The following is a 21,107-nucleotide window of genomic DNA, read 5'->3' as shown; positions in this document are numbered from 1 at the left end:
GCGGATTTCCCTGGGCGAGGTGGCCGACGCTATCAAGCGCCGCAACGTTTCCCGCTCGGCGGGCTCGGCCTCCGAAGGGATGTTCGATTACCCCATCACCGTCACCGGCGTTTTTGACGAAGTGAAAGCCATCGCGGAAACCGTGGTGAAAACGGAGGCGCCGGAAGCCCAAGGGCGGGGCGCGGCCGGGGTGGTGCGCCTGTCTTCCGTGGGCGAGGTGCGGGACACTTTTCGGGAACGCACGAGCTTCGCCCGGTACGACGGAAAAGAAAACATCGCCGTGGCGGTTTTCAAGCGGTCGGAGGCTTACCCGCTGGACGTTTCCCGGGCCGCCCGCCGGACGTTGGAGGAACTCGCGCGTCAGCTTCCCAAAGAAATGTCGTTGCGGGTCATCTACGACCAGTCCATTTTCATTAAGGAAGGAATCTCCGACGTGTTCGGCAACGTTCTTTTCGGCGGCCTTCTGACCTATGTGGTCCTCTGGGTTTTCCTAAGAAGCCACACCCGGTCGATCATCGTCGGGTTGACGATCCCCTTGGCGCTCCTCCTCACCGTGGGAACCTTTTGGAAAATGGGGCAAACCTTGAACCTTCTCACCCTGGGAGGGTTGGCCTTGGGTGTGGGGATGTTGGTGGACACGGCGGTCGTCATTATCGAAAACATCTCCCGCCACCGGGACATGGGGAAACCACTGAAGGAAAGCTTGTTGGAGGAAGCGACGAGGTGGGCGGCGCGGTGTTTTATTCGGTGGCGACCACCGTGGTGGCTTTCGCGCCCATTCCGTTCGTGGCCATCGGCGTGGCCCAGAAAGTGTTTACGCCGATCGCCATCGCCGTCATGGTCAGCCAAACCGCGGCGCTCGTCGTGGGGTTCACGTTTGTGCCGGCGTTGGCTTCGTTGGTCCTGGAGAACGAAGCCGTGGCCCGGTTTTTGACGGCGCGCGATCCCGCCCGGGTGAAACGATTCGTTCTGGACCGGGTCGGGCGGGCGCGGGCTTGGATCCAGAGCCAGGTGGGGCTCCCTTCGATGTTTTCCCGCGCGGGCGCCGCTGTCGAGCAGGCGCGCCGGCGGCTCCTGGGGGCCTACAACCGGGCCCTTGAAACGGCGATACGGCACCCGCGAAAAATCCTTCAGATCGCTTTCATCGCCACGGCGTTGAACACGCTGGGCCTCTTCTTCATCCGGCGGGAGTCCATGCCCGACGTGGACCAGAGCCAGTTCCTGATGAAGGTTACCCTGCCGACCGGAACCCGGCTGGAGGTGACGGACAGGGTTCTTCGTTCTATCGAGGGGCTTTTATCCAAAACGCCCGAGGCCGCCCATCGGAACGTCATCGTGGGCTCTTCGGGGGGAAGCGCCTTGGGCGCCCTGGGCGCGCACCAGGGGCAGGTGGTGGTGGATTTGGCGGACCGCATCGCCCTTCCCGGCGGGGGCACCCGCGCTCGTCGGCGGACCGCGCGGAAAATGATGGAGGATACGGCCCAACAACTGAAGGGCATGGACTTGGAAGGCGGGCGGGTGGATTTTGAGGCCCAGGGGGGCGACGTTTTTTCCCAGGTTTTCGGCCGAGCCGGGTCCGACCTTGTGCTCGAGGTGAAAGGCCAGGATTTGGAGGCTCTCCGGAAAACGGCCGACGCTCTTAAAGAGAAATTGCGATCGATCCCCGGCGTGTCCAAAGTCGAGGATAGCCGCACGGTTCCCTCGCTCCAAATGCGCTATGAGCTGGACGAATCCCGGCTGGCCCGGGACGGCTTGACCGTGGGCGACGCGGCCGACGCGGTGTTGGGCGGCGTTCACGGCCAATCCCCCACGGCGTTCCGCGAGCAGGGGAAGGAAATCCCCGTCCGGGTGCGCCTGCGGGAAGAGGACCGGAAAGACGCCTCCGCTCTGGCTCGGCTCGTGGTGCCCAGCCCCCTGGAGCGGGGGGGCGGCCATCCCTTGGAGGAATACGGCCGGCTGTCCATGGCGCCCGGTCCGTCGGAAATCCGCCGCCGGGACCAACAGCGCACGGTGCTGGTCTCGGTTTTCCTCTCCGGCCGAAAGCTGGGCGACGTGTTGCCCGCCGTGAAGAACGTTTTGGCGGGGTTCCAAAACCGTCGGGATTCCACGGTCGCCATGGGGGGGGAAATGGAGGAGGTTCAGGCTTCGCTCAACAGCCTGTTCGTGGGGTTCCTCTGGGCCGTCGCTCTGGTCTACATCGTGCTCGTGGCCCAATTCAACGTGTTGTGGGTTCCCCTTTTAGCCTTGGTGGCGGTGCCGTTGGCCGTCAACGGCGTCACCCCCGCGCTTTTCCTGACGGGAAACACGTTGAATTTAATGTCTGGACAGGGCCTCCTCATGCTGGCCGGCATCGTGGTGAACAACTCCCTCATGCTTTTGGAATTCATTCAACAACGCCGGGAAGCCGGTCGCACCCCTTCCCAGGCCGCCCTGGAAGCCAGCCATACCCGCCTGCGCCCCATCCTCATGACGGTAACGGGCAACATCGCCGGGCTTTTGCCGCTGGCACTCGGCATCGGGAGAGGAGCCAAACTTCAAGCCCCCATGGCCATCGTCGTGATTTTCGGCCTCTTCGTTTCCACCGCCCTCACCCTGGTGGTCCTCCCCGCCCTCTACCTGGAAGCCCGCGCCTTTTTCGAAAAGCCCCCTGTTTGATCCAAGGGGGTCTTCCGGGTTTCGTGTACAGGTATATTTGATTGTTTTTGACTCTCGCCCCCCCCTTGAGGCGATTTGAGCACGACGTTTTGACGGTTGCGGCGCGGCCCGTTGTGCCGGCGATTGGCTGTTGAGCCGAGCCGGTCTCGTTTTGGCGGCGAAGCCGACAGAGACCGGGCACGGCGATTCTGCCGTGCCACGTGAGGGCCGCCCGTCAAAACGGCGCGCGGAAGCCGACGGGGCACGTTTTCTTTCCCCCCTTTCTTTTGCGTGTCCAAAAGAAAGGGGGCCGGGTCCAGGGCGGCGCGCCTGGCCGGGGTCCAGGGGGTGGAATCCCCTGGAACGATGGCGAGGTGGCCAGGACAGGTTTTCAAGAACGCTTTACCGATGATACACGTACTGGTTTTACGTACACAAAACCCAGAAGAACCATCCAAGGCATATTCTTCAGTTGACGAAACAGTTATTTAATGTTATAAACAACTACTTGCAACTTGCTCTGCACTAGACCTATAGATATTAAATAGAATTCCCGTGGAGCACGACATGGGCAAGCGGACCTTCCCCCCATTTCCGATTGAACTTTTCCGTCAAAGAACGACCCGCGCCCTGGCGCGGGTTTTGTTCTTTGTGCGGCCTCTCCACCATTTCCTGATCATTAAGGTCCCCCGCGCCGGGGTGTGGGTGTTTCGCCCGGCGTTAGCGGGGGCATTTTTATTGACGACGTTATTCGGCCCGGCGTCGGCGTGGGCGCAAAGCCGGGCGTCGCAAATGCTGGGGCAGAAGCAGTATGACGAGTTCTCCACCTCCAGCGAAGACGGGGCCTATTTCAGCCCGGAGCGACTGCGTGCGCGGATCGAAGCGGTGGACGCGCTGGTGGCGGGCCAAAACGCGCGGTTCGCGCGCCTGCAGGGCCGTGCGGTGGGCGGGGTGGCTGATTTAGGCCCTCGGGTGTTCCAGATGGCGCTGGAGAAGTTCCAAACAGCGGCGTCGATGAACGCGGACGTAGAGATGAAACGGGCGCGGTTCTCGGCGCGGATGGCGGCGGCGGGGGGATTTCAGTATCGAACGTTCGCGGACGGCAAGCGGATGTGGTTTAAGAACGGCCGCGTGCACCGGATCGAGAACGAAAAGATCAAAGACAGCTACGGCGGCGTGCATGTGCAGGACACGACAGAAATGGAGTATGACAAACACGGGAACTTATTGAAGTCGAAGACGGAAACGCGGGACGCCGCTGGGCACGCGGACATCAAGCGGTGGAGCGGGACGTATGCGGTCGTGCCCGGGAGAGACCGGCTGGAGTCGTTTACGGAAACGAGCTGGGACGCACTGGGAAACGAAAGCCGGCTGGAACGGACGAATTTGACGTGGAGCGGTGACGGAAAGAACCTGGTGGGGTATGAAGAGAAATCCACGGATGCGAACGGGCGGGAGACAACGCGGCGGGTGTGGGATTCGACGCACGACGAGGCGGGGAATTTGACGTCGTTTAAGGAAGAGTCCACCGAAGGCGGGGTGAAACAGTTCCGAACGTGGAGCGGCGCGACCTATGAGAATTTCAAGAAGGACAAAAAAGACGACTGGCGGCTAACGGGATACAAGGAGACGACGAGGGACGCGGCGGGCCGGGAGTCCACGCGGGAGTGGGGCGGAACAAAATACGACGAGCGCGGCGCGCTGGTGGGTTACCGGGAGAAACGGACGGACCCCGCGGGAGAGACGACGGACCGGAGCTGGGGGGACGCGGCGTTTGACGATCAAGGAACGTGACGAGTTACCGGGAGACGGTGAAAAGTTCCACGGGACAAGAGACGCTCCGGGTGTTCCGAAACGGGAAGTACGACGAGCACGGGCGGTTGACGTCGTATGAGGAGCTGAACGGGGAGAAAGACGGGCCGTCGAGCTATCGGCGGTGGAGCGGGGGCGATTATAACGCGAAAAACGAGCTATTGAGCTACCACGAGGACGTGACGGACGCGCGTGGCCTGGTGACGGGGCGGGATTGGAAGGCGGAGGGGTATGAAAAAGGCCGCGTCACGGGGACGCGTGAAACGACGACGGACGACCAGGGCCGTAAAACGACGAAACATTGGGTGGGGGTGTATGACGAGGGGGGGCGGCTGAAGGGATATTCGGAAGAAGGGGTAGACGCTCTGGGGAACGGGACGCTGAAGAGTGAAGAAGAGATGAGGTATGACGAGCTGGGCCGGCTGGTGGGATATAAAGGGGCCACGAGGGACGCCTTTGGGCGAACGGTGAACACGACATGGAGAGCGGAGGATTTGACGGGAAAGACCGAGCTTTGGTGACGGTGGAAAGCGAGACGACGGAAGACGGCCGAACGCGGACGACGCGGCGCGGGAACGTAAGCTATGACGGGTCCGGGCGGATGACGCATTACGAAGAGGAATTAGCGGCGGAGGGGGGCGGGTCGCCCCGGGCGACGGGTCGGCAGGAGTGGACGGCGCTGGGGTATGACGGCAAGGGCGATTTGAAGGGCTATGAACTAACGACGACGAACGTATTGGGGGAGAAGTCGACCCAACGACACGAAACGGGTTATGACCACCGAGGGCGGGTGGCGGAGACGACGGACATGTATACGGACGCGTTGGGGACCGTGCAGAAGGTAGAGTGGAAAGCGGAGGGGTTTGACAGTTGGGACCGGGCGAGCGCGTATAAAGAGACCACTACAGGAGGTGGGGCGTGGCGGGAACGCCGGTGGAGCGGCCAGCTGGACGGACGGGGTTTGGCGGTGGAATCCAGCGAAGAGACGCGGGACGGAACAGGGCTCGTGGTGAGAACGGATTTGGCGGGAGCACGGTATGACGAGCGCGGGCGGGTGACGGATTCGGTGGAAACGGTGGCGAGGTCTGACCGGCCAGAAATGAAGAGCGTGACGACGCTGGCGGGCCGGACCTATGACATGCAAAACCAAGCGACGGGGGGAACAGCGACGACGCGGATCATGGGGCGAACCGGGGCGGGTGATGTGGATTTGACGGTGGTGGAAGGAACGGAGGCGGTGGCGGAAGAATCGGGCCGAGCCACGAAAATACGGACGACAGGGGAAACGATGGGGACCCTGGGCGGGCTCGCGGTTCATACGAAAGAGACAGTGGATGTGACGAGCCGTCAGAACGGCGAACGCACGGAAACGCGGCGGTCGGAGGGGTATGATGCGGTCGGAACGCTGGTGAAGGCCGGTGAAACGAAGACGGAGCGGGCGAACGTGGTGGTGGACGTGAGCGGCCGCGGGATCGCTTACCGTGAAACGACGGTGGACGCGGCGACGCCGGGGGCCAAAACGGTGACGGAGCGGCAAAACCGGTATCAGGGGAACGGGGAACTGGCGGGTACAACGGAGGACGTGACGGACGCCCAGGGGGTGCGGACGCACGTGGAAACGAGCGGAATGAATTACAACGCGGCGGGTCAGTTGGTGGGGAGTGAAGAGACGATGACGCGCCCTGGGCTGACGATGGTAACGGAGGTGACGAAGAAGAGCGGGATGAGGTATGACGAATTGGGCCGCGCCGCGGGGCACCACGAGCAAATAACGACCATGGGTCCTGGCCTCTACAGCGAAGAGGAGGGGGACCGAACAACGAGCTACGACGGCGCGGGTCGAACGGCCCGGACAGCGTCTGAGGGGGTACGGAACGGAGGGAGCTATTCGTTGGTGACGGAGAACAGCGACTTTGACGCGGCCGGCCGAGCGACGGCGTACCGGAGCCGGTCGGAGGGGACGGCGGGGATCAGCGATTTAAACATAACGAAGGTGGGCTACGACGAAATGGGCCGGGCGTTTAAGCGCCACGAGGAAGGGTATAACAACGGGTCGTATACGAACGCGGAGGTGAAGGTGGGGTATGACGCCCAGGGGCGGGAGAAAGAAACGACGCGGGAGGGTTACAACGATCAGGGTACGTTTAAGGAGCGGACGGAGACGGCGGGTTACAATTCGCTGGGCCAGGCGGTGGGGCGAACGACCAAAGGGTGGAACGCGTCGGAAGGGGAATTCGAAACGACGGACACGAAATTGACCTACGGGCTGACGGGTGAGCTGGAATCTTTTGACCGGACGAAGGCGACGGCGGAGAAGAAGACGACGTCGCGGTGGATGACGAAGGGGACGGACAGCCGAGGCCGCTCCCTGGGTTTTGAGGAAGAGGGGCAGGTGTTTGAGGGCGGAAAGTTCGTGAACGATTTCAAAACGACGCACGACGCGCTGGCGCAGAACGAAAACGGGCAAGAGACGGAGTACCGGCAGACGACGACGAAAACGTACGCCACGGGGGCCACGGAAACCACGACATCGAATTGGAAGAACGGGGAGTATGACGAACGGGGCCGCCTGTCGGGATTCCAGGCGGACGACACGACGACTTACGTGAAGGATGGGGAAACCAAAACCAGCAAGGTCAGTCGGCGCCGGGAGGGGATCAGCTATTACGACGGGGACGGAGAGGGCCACCAAAAGGGCCTGATGGCGGGGTATGACGAAACGAGCCTGGAGAGCGCCACGGGAGAGAAGGGGAAGAAGGTGGCGGTGCGGAACATGAGGTATGACAAAGCGGGTCGGTTTGTGGAGGGGGAGACGACCGCGGGGGAGACGAACCGGGTGAAGGACACGCTGAGAAGAATCTCTGACATTTTGAGCGGTGGCAATATAGCGGGGGCGGGGCGGAACCTGTGGGAGGGGTTGGTCCAGCTGGTGACGAACACGGCGGGGTTGGGGGCGGCGGTGGGGACGTGGATAAAGGAGAACGTGGCGGACCCGGCCAAAGGATTTGTGGAGAACATGACCGGCTGGCTTGAAAGCCTGGTGGGATCCGACGCACAAATCGTGCCGCAACTGGACGCGCGGACGCTGGCGAATTTAGTGCGAGCGATTGAGGAGAAAGCGGGGGGCGCCCAGATGGGGGACATCCCGCTAAACCTGCAGTCAGCGGCCGTGGCGGTGGGGGTGTTTGACCAGGGGTTGAGCGTGACGAAATCAAAGGACAAAGCCTTCGACGCCCAAGGCCGGGCGGTGTCCTGGGTGGAAATATCCCGCTCCGCGGCGGCGCCGGAGAAGGAAGTGGAATCCTTGGTGACGGTGAGTTTCGAGGGAACTTCGACCCGGTTGGCGAGTTACGCGGCGAGGACGGCGGACGGCGGCAAAGTGACGAACCTGTATCGAGACAACTTCGCCTACGACGATTTCGGCCGCTCGACTTACCGCGAAGTGACGTTTAATGGGGAGGACATCTCCATCCTAAATGAGGGTGACAACGGAGCGCCTTCCCAGCGTGCGGGGGATGGAGCGGACTTGACGGCCCCAACGGTTTCCGCCGGCTGGGCACAATTGACGGCAGACCAACGCACCCAACTCATGGATAATGTGTTGGCTGAAAAGGTCGAAGTGTTGGGACAAGTCGATTTCACAATTTTAGATGGAGCCGACTTTGACGCGAACGGGATCATGGAGAACCGCATCGGCAGATATGAAGTGCGAGGGGTCGCCCTTAACCGATTTGAGGAAGCGACTCTCTTCGACCGACCCCTGGACGAAATGAAGGCCGATCTTCTGGCCTCGATCGACACGGAAGCGGCGCGAGAGATGGCTCTGATCCAGGCGGAGAAGGATCTTGCAGGTATGAACCTTGCCGCCGCGACCACCAACCTGGAGACCGCGCAGGGTGAGTTTGAGAAAGCAAATAAGGAACAAGAGGATGCGAAGAACAATCTCGATTCAGCAAACAAAGACATTGAAACCCTTCCCAAAGAAATAGAAGAACTCACTAAGGAAATCCAAGGGTATGTGGGAAAAATCCTTGTAAATGATGACAGCCAGAAACAAAGTGGGTTAACTGAATATCGAACGGTATGGTTTGATGGCGCGGGGACGATTATTTTCAAGAAAGAACGTGGAGGAAGAATCATTAATTACTTTTCGATTGGCATCTTAAACAACGATTCCGGCCAAGACGTGGTTGGCGCCATCGCCGGGCAGGGGAGGCTTACGGCGGAGGGGGAAAGGTTTATTGGTTTACTGAATCAGCGGATTGACCTGGAAGATAAGTTAACTAAAGCCAATGCGAACTTCGATGATGCCAATAGACTATTGGACGGAGACTATGACCCCCTGACTCAAAAGGGGGAAAAGGGACTAATAGAAACAGTGAAGGAGAAAGAAGGAACATGCGCCCTTGCGGAAAATTTCTTTAAAACGGCCCGGGAGGCGTTTGACGGCGCCGAAGCCAGATTTAAGGAGATGGAATCGTCCCTGCCGACGTCCACGGCCGACAAAAAGAAAGAGGCGTTATCGACTCTAGCGGGGATGGTGGCCGACTTCACCACGAAGTTGGCGGAGCAAGCCCTCCAAATAGGCCGGAGTGACTATCGGTTGGATGCGAAACAATTGGAAGGACTCTTGAACGGAGGGACCGTCCGTTTAGGCGAAAGGGATTATGGGTTGAAGGAACTCGGAAAGGTTGCGATGGTCAAGCAGACGCTCAAGAAATCGGAATCCCTCGCCGGTTTCGGGTTGAATCGCCCGGACGAGGCGGTGAACCTTTCTTGGGGTGGGTCCTTGCGGTTGCACGGCCGCCCGGTAACGCTGAAAGATGGGGGAGGCGGTTCGAACGGTCTTGAAAATGGCGGGAAAAAACCGGGGCCAAGTTTCCCGAGGGCACTCCCGTGCTTCCCGGACTTTCCTTTAACGGCGATGGGAAACTCACCATTTCCCGGTCCATCGAGCAGACCCAGGACGTCGCCGGGCGGACTCTATCGCACGTCAATGAAACCATCACCCTCTCCCGCAAAGGAGGGGAAACCACGACCTCCCGCACGGTCCAAACAAGCGAGAAAATGGTTTACGATTCACGCGGAAACCTGGTGGGTTTTGATCGTACGACGGTTCAAGACGGGAAAGACCCTGTGAGGGAAGTGTTGGAGGTTGCCGATTTCGATGCGGAAGGGCGGTCTCGCCGAAGTGAAACGCAGGTGGAGGATGCCAGCGGCAAATACCGGTTGGTTGCCACCAACGACGGCTACGATGCCCAGGGCCGGGCCATTAACGCCACGCGGGCCCGCTTCGCGGGCGGAAAGGTGGATATCTCCCGCGATGTCGGCCCCGCCCGCGCCGACCCCTGGGGGCTCCTGACTTTTTCACTCACGGACACCCTCACCACAACGGTTGATGCGTGGACGAAATATGGGGAGGACTTTGCGAAATCTTCGGGGGAACGATCCCGCCTGGCGGAATGGAACCTAGCCCACAATGCCGCCGGTGAAACCACCGACGGGTTCCGATTGACCCAGAAGGGAGTGGGCCTGCCGGGGTACCACCTGGTCTTCGAAAAGACAAAGAATGCCTTCAGCGGAACGGCGGTGGCCAATACGGGCACCCACGCGCTCGAGGTGGGTTGGGACCTGGTCTCCAAGACCGGTGTTTACAGATCCTACCGCGAAGAAACCGCGAGAGACAGGGCGGACGGGAAGGGCCGCGCGTTGCGTCAGACGACGACCCGTTGGGAAGATGGCGAGAAGACTGTGACCCGCGATCTTCAAGACCGGGTCTACGATGCGAACGGGCGACTCCTGGAAACCCTGACGGCGACCGCCAATGCGCTGGGTGAGACACACACCAAAACTATTATAAGGCCGATCCCTATTCTTTTGACGATCTGGGCCGAGCGCAACGTTTTGAACGGTGGTCGGTTGACGCTCAAGGCGTAAAAACAGAGGAGCGCACGACTGGCGATGTCCGCTACGATGCCCTGGGCCGAACGACATGGGAACAAACCGAGCTGACGGAATGGGACGCGGATCACAAAGAGTTTAAAACCTCCCGAAAGAGGGAGAGCGAGCATACCTATGACCGGTTCGGCCGCCTCCGGTCTTACGAATCTGAAACGGTGACCGTGGACACCGCTGGCCAACGACTTTCCCTGGACGATATTCGCTATGAAAACGGGCGCGTGGTCGAATCCCGGGACCTCGTGCGCGAAACGGGGGACAAACTCGATCGGATCACCGTCGAAACAATGCGGGTGGATGAGGTCGATTCCTGGGGTCGATCCAAAAGATACGTCCAAACGGTTCAAGACGGGCTAAAACTTACCACCCATGACGTGCACGACATTGTCTACAACGCGGACGGACGAGTGCTCCGTCAGGTCACCGATTCTTACGAAACGTCGCTGGCGGGCGGGGTGGCGCTCGATGTTCACCAGGTCATTCGTCAAACCGGCATGGTCTACGACGCCCAGGGGAACTTGGTGGATTACACCAAGAGCATTACGGATGCCGCGGGCACGACGACCTATACCCCCGTGGCGGGGAGCCTGATATATGACGAGTCGGGCCGATTGTTGGAATCGATGGTGAAGATCACTCCCCCACAGGGTCCCGTCGCCTATGAACTGACGTTCGGCAATCTCGTCAACGATTTAGGTCAAGCCATAAACAACGTTACCGTGAACCTGGGGACGCAAAACGGGGAGCCCCCGAGCGCGGAAGCGATCGCCGAACTGCGACGCTTGTTCAGCACCGGCCGTCTGAATTCGAAGGAAGGGGCGGTGATCGACAGCCAATACGCGCTGGTGAGCGCATTGGTGGCGGAAATCCAGAAGAACGTGGTCGCGGGGTTTACCCAGGCCTATGAAGCGGTACAAAAAGCGCTGGGCATGGAGCCAAGCGTAAAGGCTGTCACCGCGCCCAGCGTGGAAAAATTGAAGGGGCGGAAAACCGCTCCCGCCGTGGTTTCGGTTCCCACGTCGCCACGGTTGGAGAAGTGCCTGGCGCTCATGGCGGAGGCCCTGCCGAGCCTGGACCAGCTGATGCAGGACCCTTCGGGCCTGGCCGCGCTCGCGGCGCTGACCGGTGGGGGGTCAAAGAAAAGGTTCTTGGGTCATTCGCTGACAAAGGGCGCCTTGGAGCTCCTGCCGTTGGGCGCGCTTGAGGCGGCGCTGGCGGTGAATAAAATGTTGAGCCAGGTGACGCAGGCGCTTCCGACGTTGGAGTCCTTGATCGAAGACCCCACGAGGCTGGGGCGGTTCATCGATCAAGCTGGGCCGGTTTTGGGAAAACTGGTGGTGGCCTACGCGCCGGAATCCTGGCCAAGCATGGGAGCCAGTGGATGGGGCTGGTGCGGAATGGCGGATGGAACAAGGGGTGGTCGCCGGTGTTTCGACCGGAATTGTTCAAGAACTATTTGGCGGCGAACGGGGAAAATCTGGTGGAAAGGCTTGGGTCCTATGGGTTGACACGTGCGGATATCACCGGGATCAAAGGGGCGACCTACGACATCAATGGCCGATCGGAGTCCACGCCCGGGATCGTCGTTAACTTGGCTTGGGACAAAGAGGGCACGCTCATTAAGAACGAAGCCAACCCGGCGACGACAACGAACCTCCAATTTGACGGCTTGAATCGCCCCATACTCCAAACCCGAACAACGACCGAAGGGCAGGTGAATAGGGAAACCACATCCCTCATCGCCTACGGCGCGGACGGCCGTGTGGCCACGCAAACAAACCGCGTGACGGAGACCGGCGCCATTAACCGCGCCTATTCGCAGGAAGTCTCATATACATACGACGCCCAGGGTCGCGCGGTCGGCCAGACCACGCGGACCTACCAGGACACGAGCGCGCCGTTGAAGAATTCCTACACCCAATGGACCGCGACGAAGTTCAACGACCAGGGCCAGGCGGAAGACTTTGAAACCAAGAGCTGGGACAACACGTCGGTTGAAAAGAGCGTGGAGAAGACAACGGGGGCGAAATACGACAACGCCGGGAACGTGGTGTGGGCGGACGGCAAGGAGACCTTCCGGGAAGTGGAGGACGAAAACGCAACCGCAGCGCGGACATTGCTCTATACGGACCGGAACGTGGGGACGACTTACGACCTGAACGGCCGGATGACGCGGACGGATTCCACCCGCTATTGGGGAGCCGCCCTGGCGGCGCTGGCCGGTGGGCAGAAATATGAGCAAACCTATGACGGCGGCGGCGTGCAGGGCCTGTCTGAAGATTGGACGAGCGGCCAAGCGCAGATGACGACGACCTACGGCTACGATGCCGGGTCCGGATTACTGTCCTCCATGAAAGTGACCGCGGACGGCACCGGCGTTCACGCGAACGGCGAAGTGCAGGCCATGGGCATCCACCTGACGTACCACCAATCCGCCATCCGATACGACAGCGTAGGCCGGGTCACCGGCTACCACCAGTCCGTGACCCAGGTGGAGCACTACGAGTATGTGAAGCAGACCCAGAAGGGCCTAAAGCGCAAAAACTCCAAGAAATCGGCGACGGAATCGGTGACGACTGAAACCGATGTGCAGGTGTTGGAATACGACGGCTTTGGCCGGCAGGTTCACACCATCACCACGAGCCAGAGGAACGACCGAAACAAGGTCTGGACCCAGACGGATACCCGGGTTAAGAGCTTCGACGACCAGGGCCGAGCCCTGGACGTGGAACGCAAAACCCAGAGCAAAGCCACGGTGGAAAAGGGAGGCCATGGTTTAGCCAAATCGTTGGCGAAAGCCTTCAATTCCATTCCGTTGTTAAATGTGGTCCTGGTGGTAATGCCGGTCATGGCCGCTTTTGTGGCATCGGGCTCGCTGGGTGGTCAGGCGATTCACTCTTACAGCCACACCGTAAGCCAGAACCAGTATACGGCGAATGGGACTTTAGACGAAGAAGCAACGAAGGCCAAAACCACCACTCTGGAGGAACGGAGCTATCAACAAGGGCTCAATTACGGTGATAAGGTGATGCAAGCTGTGGATGTTTCTGTAGCGGTTTTGGCTGTGGTCGGAGCGGTAGTCCTAGCCATCATCCCCGGCACCCAAGCCTTAGCGGCGGCGTGCATCGCCGTGGCGGTAGGGACCTATCAAACCCTGCGGCGGGGAATTAGCACGCATGATTTGGGAATGTTTGGGCAGAACAAAGACCGGGGCGAAGCGCGGCAGAACGCCATGAGTTTTTATAGCGCGACGGCCGGTGCTGTCGTGGCAGGGGCTGGAGCATGGATGGCGGGGACGGGAACCTTGTCGACGACGGTGAACGGAGTGACGACGTTGACAGGGGGAGGACGATTCCTGTTGATGGGAATGCAGGTGGGTGGACAGATGGCGGCGGCGAGTGCTGGAGGGGCTGATGGGAAAACCCTCTGGACAGTGGGAGCCTTGTCCACGATTACAGGATTAATGAGCGGAGGAGTCGGCCTGGCGGATTCCGGTGGGACGATGACGGCCACCCAAGGCGCGCTGACGATCGCGGGTTCCCTGGTCAGCACCCTTGGCCTGACTTATGGGGATCAGAAACAGGGGACTACCTGGTTGACCCTTGGTAGCGTTTTGACGGGGGCGGGTAACGGAGGCCAAGGCGCGGCCGCTTCGGCCCTTAAGACATACGGTGTTCAAATGTATTCCAAGAGCAACGACGGCAGTGGCGGTATGGACCAAGACCGCCTAAACCGCGGGCTTGTAACCCAGGCTGTGGCTGAACTCGCGGGAGGAGCCGTCGCTCTGGGAGAGAACAAATACCGCGCGGTGCAGGAAGCCCGCGCCGCTTGGGCACTGGGCTTGAGCGTCGAGGAATACCGCAAAGCGTTGCCGACCCCGAAAATGACGGTAAAGACATTCATGAAGGGGTTGTTAGAAGGTTTGGCTTCTCCCATCAGAGCATTGGCTGGGTTAGGAATGAACCTGCGAGATCCCGTCACGTTGGCGGATAGCCGTGCGGGCCGGATCTCGCAGGTGGACGCCATCGGCATTTCCGCTGACGACGATTTATCCGATATCTTTGTGGACTACGACACCGAATCTGCGTTTCCTGGAATGAGGTCATTCGGAACGGACATTGGTGGTTTTGAATCTTCACTTTATTCGACAGGGCTGGCGGATTTCCTTAGCCCGATTGATTTAGATTACATTCCAGGAGTGGGTGCGTTGTCAGGAACTCGACTGTTGGGGCCTTCCCGGGTTGGAACCCCCGAGGCATTTCAGTCGGTGGTCTCGCTTGACGCCAGCCAGAAACAGTTCGACATCTTGGCGACAGAGTTCGATTCCCAAAAACAGGGCCTTGAGCTCACCTTAAAGAAGCAAGCGGATACCGGGACCGCGTTAATCGACAAGCAGGCGTTCCACGACATGGCCATGTCAGAGATTGATCAACGGCTGACTGAGATGAATAAAACCGGTCTTGTGAACGCCATAAAAGACGGGAATGTCAGTGAGATGTTGAACTCCATCCCTGGGGTTGAGGATCTGAAAAGCCTGATCAGCGGTCGGATTGCGAACTTGGACGTTGGGACAGTGGCCAAGGCGCCACTGAAAGCGCTGGAATTGCTCCTTGGACCAGCGGGAACAGAAATGGACCGTGCCGGGCAGCTGGCGACTCTTTATGTGCTGAAAGACCTCATGACGTCCTTTAACGGGCGGATCGGCAAAGAGAAAGCCGCGTTGGAAAGAGAGGGCAAGGCCGTGAAAGCGGCCGAAGTAAGCTTCAAAGCGGCGGAAGCGGCGTTCGGCGAATTGAAGACTCTCTTCACCCAGGGCGCCTGGACGGAGAAATTGCAAAACCGATTCAACGCCCTTGTAGGGGCTATCCGGGTGAATCAGATCCATGGACAGATGGACCTTCTCCGCGTTCGGATCATCAATGGGTCGGTGGATTTCGAACAACGGTTGGAAGGACTGCGCTTCACCGATTCTGAAAAACAGATAATCCGGAATGGAATTTCGTCCCTGCAATCGGGCCCTTATGGTGCGCTGGGGATAAAAAAGGCAGCGTCTGAACTCCTTGCGGCTGGCAACCTCGCCACCACAGAAGCGTGGGGCAAGGTCGAATCCCTCATGGCGCGGGCCAGTGATCTGTTCGATCAAGTCGGTGGAATGCAGAAGGCCTTTGACCTTGGCGAACGAATCAGCGATGTTAAAGTGTCGACCGCTCTCCTTATTGGAGGAGTGTCAAAACATCTCGATGGTTTCTGGGCAAGAATGGCTGGGCTTGGGATGGGCGATTTACCAAAAGCGGCTCAAGTAGTCAAAGACACTCTGTTGGGTGGTAAATTCGGCAAGGAATGGGTGTCTGGTCATATTGATTTTCTGGATGGTCGCCTTAAGACCGAACAAATGGTGGGAGAAGTCATGGGCTTGACGGCGGAGTTGGCGCTGACCTGGGGCGTTGGCTCGGTCATGTTGCGGTCCGCCAAGGTGGCGACGGCGGCGGCGAACATCGCGTCAAAAACCGGGATTATGGCGAAAGGGCTATCTAAATCTCTGGAGGCGTTAAGCGCCCTCGGGAACAGGCAGGTATTCCTCAAAACAGCGAGGAACCTGGGCGGATTCGGCGGTCTTCTGAGCGTTGGAATAGAACAGTTCAAGGCCGCGGTGTCCGGGCAAGAAATATTTAAGGGCGTTGATATGTTGGGGCGCACCGTCACAACCAAGGAGCGCGGTTGGATCGGATGGAGCAAGGCAGGGTCCGTTTTTGTCCAAGGCGCAAAGGGCGGACTGGGTTTTGTGAAATGGACGCCGCTGGCTGAGGCCGCGGCGGTCATGACAGCGGGCAAGTTGCCGAAAACACTCACCTATCGGGCGGAGCGGGGCGCAGCCAACTACGCGGCAAAAGTTGAAAAAGTTGCTGTAGACGCCAAACGAGGGCTTACCTTTGCGGAGAAAGCCAGGATAACCGCAACCCAACAAGGGGCCGCAACTTTGTCTTTGACTGAAGGCATGCTGATGGGAATGGGTGCAGACCACACAACTGCCTGGGCGGTTGAAAAAGGTGCCAAAGCGGTGGGCCTGAACAGTATGACAGCGGAATCCCTGGGAAGGAGCGCGGGAAGCTTTGTGGGCGGCGTGAGTATGGGAATGGTGAGCCGGTATCGAGGCCGGGACATGGAGCTGGCCCAAGATTTCGTTAAAGGCAAGTTTGAGGCCGGAAAGACTTATTCCGTTAACATCCACAGTGCTGAAGCCTTGGCTCTCTTCAAAAAAGCGGCGGGCAAATACGAAAAAACCTGGATCAAGAACCGTGTCGAGTTTAAGCCCAATGTCGATCCCGAGCTATTGGCGGCAATGAAGCCTGCCGATGTGGCTAAATATGGAAAATGGTTGAACAAGACCGAGGCGTCAAATGTAAAAGCTGAATTTGCTGCGCGTGAAAAAATCTTGCTAAACGACAGGATCGAGTTGGATCTTCTTGTTGGGACGAAAAAGGCGATTTCCGCCCGTTATGAAAAGGCGGCCGAAGCTGTGGGCAACGTGAAGGCGCAGAAAGAAAACGTCCTTGCTGTGAAAGAATTAGAATTGGCAAAGTTAAAGCAGGATCTTGTTCTAATTGAGCAAACTCGAGGAGGTGAGTCTGGTGGGGTTCTTCAAACGACTGTTCGGCAAAAAGGAGGGTGGTTTACCTCCCTCGGAGAAAGAATCGGCCGGTTCTTCGGTCGAGTCCCGTCCGCTAACCCCGGAAGAAATGCAGGAATTCCAGAAGGAATTGCGGGAGGGAGTGGGACGGGACGACGAGGAAATCAAGAAATTGCAGGCCCAGCAAAAGGGCTTCGCCCAGGCGAGGGACTCCTTCGCGGAGACGGAACGACGGCTCAAGGAAATGGGGCCGGACTTCCAGCGTTTATTGAAGAAATCGGACGAGTTGTTGGCGGAAAACAGTCACTTAGGGAAGAGGTTAGACTCCGAGGGGAAGAGGTTAGACTCCGAGGTATCGAGATTGTTGGAATTAAAAAACAAATTTCTCGCTTTGAGTCAATCCGATCCGGACTACTCGAAAAAGCTGGAGGATTTAAAGCGCGAAGCGAGGACTTTAGGCGCGCAAGTGTAGATGTCGAAAAGAAGCGTGTCGCGCTTCGGGAGAATCGCCTTGCACTTGATTCGGCTGTAACGAAGCGTTCCCCTTCCAAAAAGTCTGCGGTCGAGATGACCGCACGGGCAATTCCAGACCGCCCGGTTTACGAGCCGACGGGGCTTTTGGCAAGAGCCGGCATTCTTTGGGACAAGGCGACACTACGAAAAACGGGCAATTACGAATTGCTCCCCGCCACCGCTGACAGCCCAGCGACGCTTTTTGTCGTTGCCGCTGAAAAAACACCTCTCTCCGCCTTCTCCCGGTTGGGCAAGGCTCTGCAGTCCGACTATGTTGTCGCCATTCGTTTGTCGAATAAAGTCGGCGCCAAACCGGAAATTACGCTCTTTGATGTAGCCACCCATGCCGAGGGCCGACCTATCATGACACTTCGCCAAGTTGCCATGGGCGGCAAAGAAGTGTCTGCCGGTGGGGTCCAATTCAACGACTACCGTGATGCTGTCCGTTTGTTGTCTTCCCATGCCGCCATCAACGGCAAGCCCGTGTTGAGCCGGACATCCTTCTTTGAGAAAATCCGGGACGTTGCCCCCTCGCTGTCCGTTGAAGTCCAAGGCTACATTGCGGCTGAAATCAAATCAACGATAAAACGAGACCTCAAGAATTCCATTCGACAATGGTTAGTGGGAGACGATGACCCTCAAAAATCGGGATTCCTTTTCAAAACTCAGGGCAAAAGGGAGGGCGTTCTCAGCAATCAACGAGGGGCTATTTTAACGGAGGGGGTTTCTTTCAAACAGGCGCTCCGAAACTTCAAAGAGTCATTCTTCGGAAAAAAAGACACCGTCCCACCCGCCGCCCCGACGGACGGACCACCCCTTGGCCGAACTTTCGCCCCGAACGGAGTGACTCCCACCGGCAAGATTTCTCCCGAAGCCCCGGGAACTCCTCCCGCCTTTATCTCCAGGTATTACCAAGGCGCCAACACCCAAGTTTTCAGCAAAGGCCAACACGGCGGCGACTCCATCGTCAAAGTGAGCCTTGAATCCCCTGTCGGACAAAACGGATTGATTGCCGCCGGCGAAGGCATAGCCCGCTATAAACTGGCCAACAACCTGGCGAAACCCAACGACGCCAGCATGTCCCCCGCTGTCCTCAACGCCGAAGGCCGAAGAGTGGCCCAGGAGATCATGAATTCCGCCGAGAGGGTCAACTCTTTCGTGAAAGACGGCAATGGCAACACGATGGTCGAATTCTGGGCCGAAGACATTCAAACTGGCATGCTCTTCTCCAAAACAGGCCAATTCCAAGAATTCGTAGGCCGCATCGACAAAGCTTTCGATCCCACTCGCGCCGGACCTTCGGAGATTACCTTCCGTGTCGGGGAGGTCCTCCCGGATGACCGTAGGGCCGTAGATGTCCCTGACACCCCGCCCATTCTCGATTTCGGCGCCAGAGATTCACGTGCTCCCAAGGATTCTAGCAGTGGAAAAGAGAACCCCACTGGGCCGTCCAAAGGGTCCGTGGTCGTTGGTGGTATGGTGATTGCCATGGCCACATTGATGGGCGACGGCAACGTTCAGTCCGGAGAGGGCCCTGTCGTTGTTCCACCCGTGCCGGTTCAAACGACACAGATCAACATTTCCCCAGTGGCAGATGAGGATCACGACGTTGATTCGCAACGAGGAATCTGGATGCGAACGGGCGCGAGGGTAAAAGGATCCTTCACTGCCGTGACGTCCAGGGTAGGGACCATTTGGAATGAAACGAAAGCCCTGGCCGGGCAGACGGCGGACCGAGCCATGGCCACCGCGCGGCACGCGGCGGCGCGCACCGTGAAAGCTGAGATCGCCTTGAAAAACGATATCATTGATGCGGCAAATGGCGCGGTTTCCTGGGCAACCAATATCACGCAAAGCGCAGCGCTAAACGCCAAAGCCTATGTGGTGGACTATCCTAACGATGCGCGGGTCGTGGGGGATTTTATGGGTGAGAGCGCTTCCGCCGTATACGATGCGGTAATCATGACCTTTGGCGGGCGGGTGAATGAGGAACCAATTCCAGGATTCGACCGAATCGTCGATCCTCTGAGTAAAAAAGCGCTTTCTGCGCGTGACGGGATGGAATTCTATTCTGCAAGAGTGCCTGACAGGCCGGAAAATCCCCCGTCGGCTATCTTTGAAATGCGCCATAGCTTTCGCGTAATCCCAGGCTTCGGAATTACGCCCTCTGCTCCCTCAATTAGAATGGAGAAAGGTGAAAGCGCCTCCCAGGTCGTCTTAATGTTCAATGGAGAACCCGCGGAGTTTGAAAGCGCCCTAAAGAAATCGAACGCTTTAGACCTCTACATTCACGGCTACAATGTAGGAAGCAAAAAATCGTTGGACATGAGATCTCAATTCGTCAAGGGATTAAAAGCAATTGGGCACCGCCGAATGAATGTGGGAGTTTCTTGGTCTGGTGACCTTGGTAACAATCCACTGTCCAGCGTCGCTTTTTTTGCACGCGCCAAGGCATCCGCCGATATGTCTTCGGACGGCCTTTGGCAGTTGATGGGCCTTGCGAGGACATATAACCATGACATCCAAATTAACGCGACGACACATAGCTTGGGGGCTCGAGTGATCTTGGATCAAGCCGCAAAAGGGATGAAATTCAACAGCGTGGTTCTCTTTGTTCCCGCAATCAATGACCACGACATCACCCCTGGCGGCAAGTACGAGAAAGCGATCCGGAATATAGAGCACCTCACGGTCGTCTATTCTAGACGGCAGGAAGTGGTCTTCGGCCTTTCGTACTTCGCCACCCAATTTGATTATGCGCTTGGCTACACGGGTCCCTCTGGCGTAGTTCGCCATCCGGATTTCAAGGCCATCGATGCCACCGATGCCTGGCGCAACCCCTACGGGATAGGGATCAATAACCACGGCGATATCTACGAAGACAAGACCGTTGATATGCTCCGCCGCCAGTTGCGCTTAGGGCGAAAACCATGAGACTCTTCTCCACGGGAGTTCTGGCTTGTCTGGCTGCGTTGGTAACCGTTGGTTGCCAACGCATGGACGTTGCAAAGGTAACGTCCAAACTGAGAATTGGAATGAGTAAGGCAGAGCTTGATCACGTGATGAGAGGTGAAAAGTTTTTGAAAGAACAAATTGTTCAACTTTGGCCCGGCCAGAGTGAGCCTGAGACACGCGCCACAATCCATAACGATAACCTTTACGAATCTATATACCCGAAAGACCTGATTGATGAGAGGCTCCCCATCGACGGCAGTGTAAAGGTCTATTCTTACCTGATCGAGGAAGACCGGGCATTCGCCAACCCCATCAGTGTTGAGGCCTTATTCGTATTCGTTGATCAGAAAAAAGATCAAGTCATAGGCTGGGCAGATATTCGCGGCTTGGTGGAAGTCCGTTTATGGCGCGATTTTTTTTGATACAAAACTGTGGGAAACTTTTGGGAACGTTGATAATCTAATAACTTAGTTGACGCGATCGTGGGATCGGGGGATTTTCTTCAGGAAATCATGAAAGCCGTGGAACTGGGGGAGACCACGCAAGACCAGTTTAGAAAAACGGAACGCCCCTTGCTTTCGCGGGCCTGGGCGAAGAAAAGATGTGT

General features: G+C 58.3%; 7 protein-coding genes. All 7 read left to right on the top strand.

Translation table 11 applies throughout. The features are described 5' to 3' along the window. Positions 1-723 precede the first annotated feature (723 nt). The 7 genes from IPP35_04025 (at position 724) to IPP35_03995 (ending at position 20,922) form a co-directional block, all read left to right on the top strand. Positions 724-2,655: an efflux RND transporter permease subunit gene (locus IPP35_04025; GenBank protein MBL0058277.1), complete on the top strand. Its 1,932-nt coding sequence runs from the start codon at positions 724-726 to the stop codon at positions 2,653-2,655. Positions 2,656-3,201: 546 nt separating this feature from the next. Continuing rightward, complete coding sequence (locus IPP35_04020; GenBank protein ID MBL0058276.1) at positions 3,202-4,428, top strand: hypothetical protein; 1,227 nt, start codon at positions 3,202-3,204, stop codon at positions 4,426-4,428. 17 nt (positions 4,429-4,445) lie between these two features. Then, positions 4,446-4,967, top strand: a complete 522-nt coding sequence (locus IPP35_04015; protein MBL0058275.1) for a hypothetical protein — start codon at positions 4,446-4,448, stop codon at positions 4,965-4,967. After that, positions 4,925-9,586 carry a hypothetical protein gene (locus tag IPP35_04010; protein MBL0058274.1) on the top strand — a complete coding sequence of 1,554 codons (4,662 nt, stop codon included), beginning with the start codon at positions 4,925-4,927 and terminating at the stop codon, positions 9,584-9,586. Before IPP35_04015 ends, IPP35_04010 begins: the two co-directional genes overlap by 43 nt. Further along, positions 9,514-10,383, top strand: coding sequence for a hypothetical protein (locus IPP35_04005; GenBank protein MBL0058273.1), 870 nt, complete (start codon positions 9,514-9,516; stop codon positions 10,381-10,383). The genes IPP35_04010 and IPP35_04005 overlap by 73 nt, the downstream gene beginning before the upstream one ends. 1,402 nt (positions 10,384-11,785) lie before the next feature. Continuing rightward, complete coding sequence (locus IPP35_04000; GenBank protein ID MBL0058272.1) at positions 11,786-20,479, top strand: RHS repeat protein; 8,694 nt, start codon at positions 11,786-11,788, stop codon at positions 20,477-20,479. Next, positions 20,476-20,922, top strand: coding sequence for a hypothetical protein (locus IPP35_03995; GenBank protein ID MBL0058271.1), 447 nt, complete (start codon positions 20,476-20,478; stop codon positions 20,920-20,922). The genes IPP35_04000 and IPP35_03995 overlap by 4 nt, the downstream gene beginning before the upstream one ends. Positions 20,923-21,107: the final 185 nt, after the last annotated feature.

The organism is Elusimicrobiota bacterium, from assembly GCA_016721625.1.
GTDB lineage: Bacteria > Elusimicrobiota > Elusimicrobia > FEN-1173 > FEN-1173 > JADKHR01.
The sequence above is the reverse complement of the archived record's forward strand: the minus strand, read 5'-3'. Positions and strand labels throughout refer to the sequence as shown.

Coding starts and splice junctions, on each gene's coding strand:
- IPP35_04010 (MBL0058274.1), top strand. CDS start 4,925: ATGGAGAGCGGAGGATTTGACGGGAAAGACCGAGCTTTGGTGACGGTG.
- IPP35_04000 (MBL0058272.1), top strand. CDS start 11,786: ATGGGGCTGGTGCGGAATGGCGGATGGAACAAGGGGTGGTCGCCGGTG.
- IPP35_04005 (MBL0058273.1), top strand. CDS start 9,514: ATGGTTTACGATTCACGCGGAAACCTGGTGGGTTTTGATCGTACGACG.
- IPP35_03995 (MBL0058271.1), top strand. CDS start 20,476: ATGAGACTCTTCTCCACGGGAGTTCTGGCTTGTCTGGCTGCGTTGGTA.
- IPP35_04020 (MBL0058276.1), top strand. CDS start 3,202: ATGGGCAAGCGGACCTTCCCCCCATTTCCGATTGAACTTTTCCGTCAA.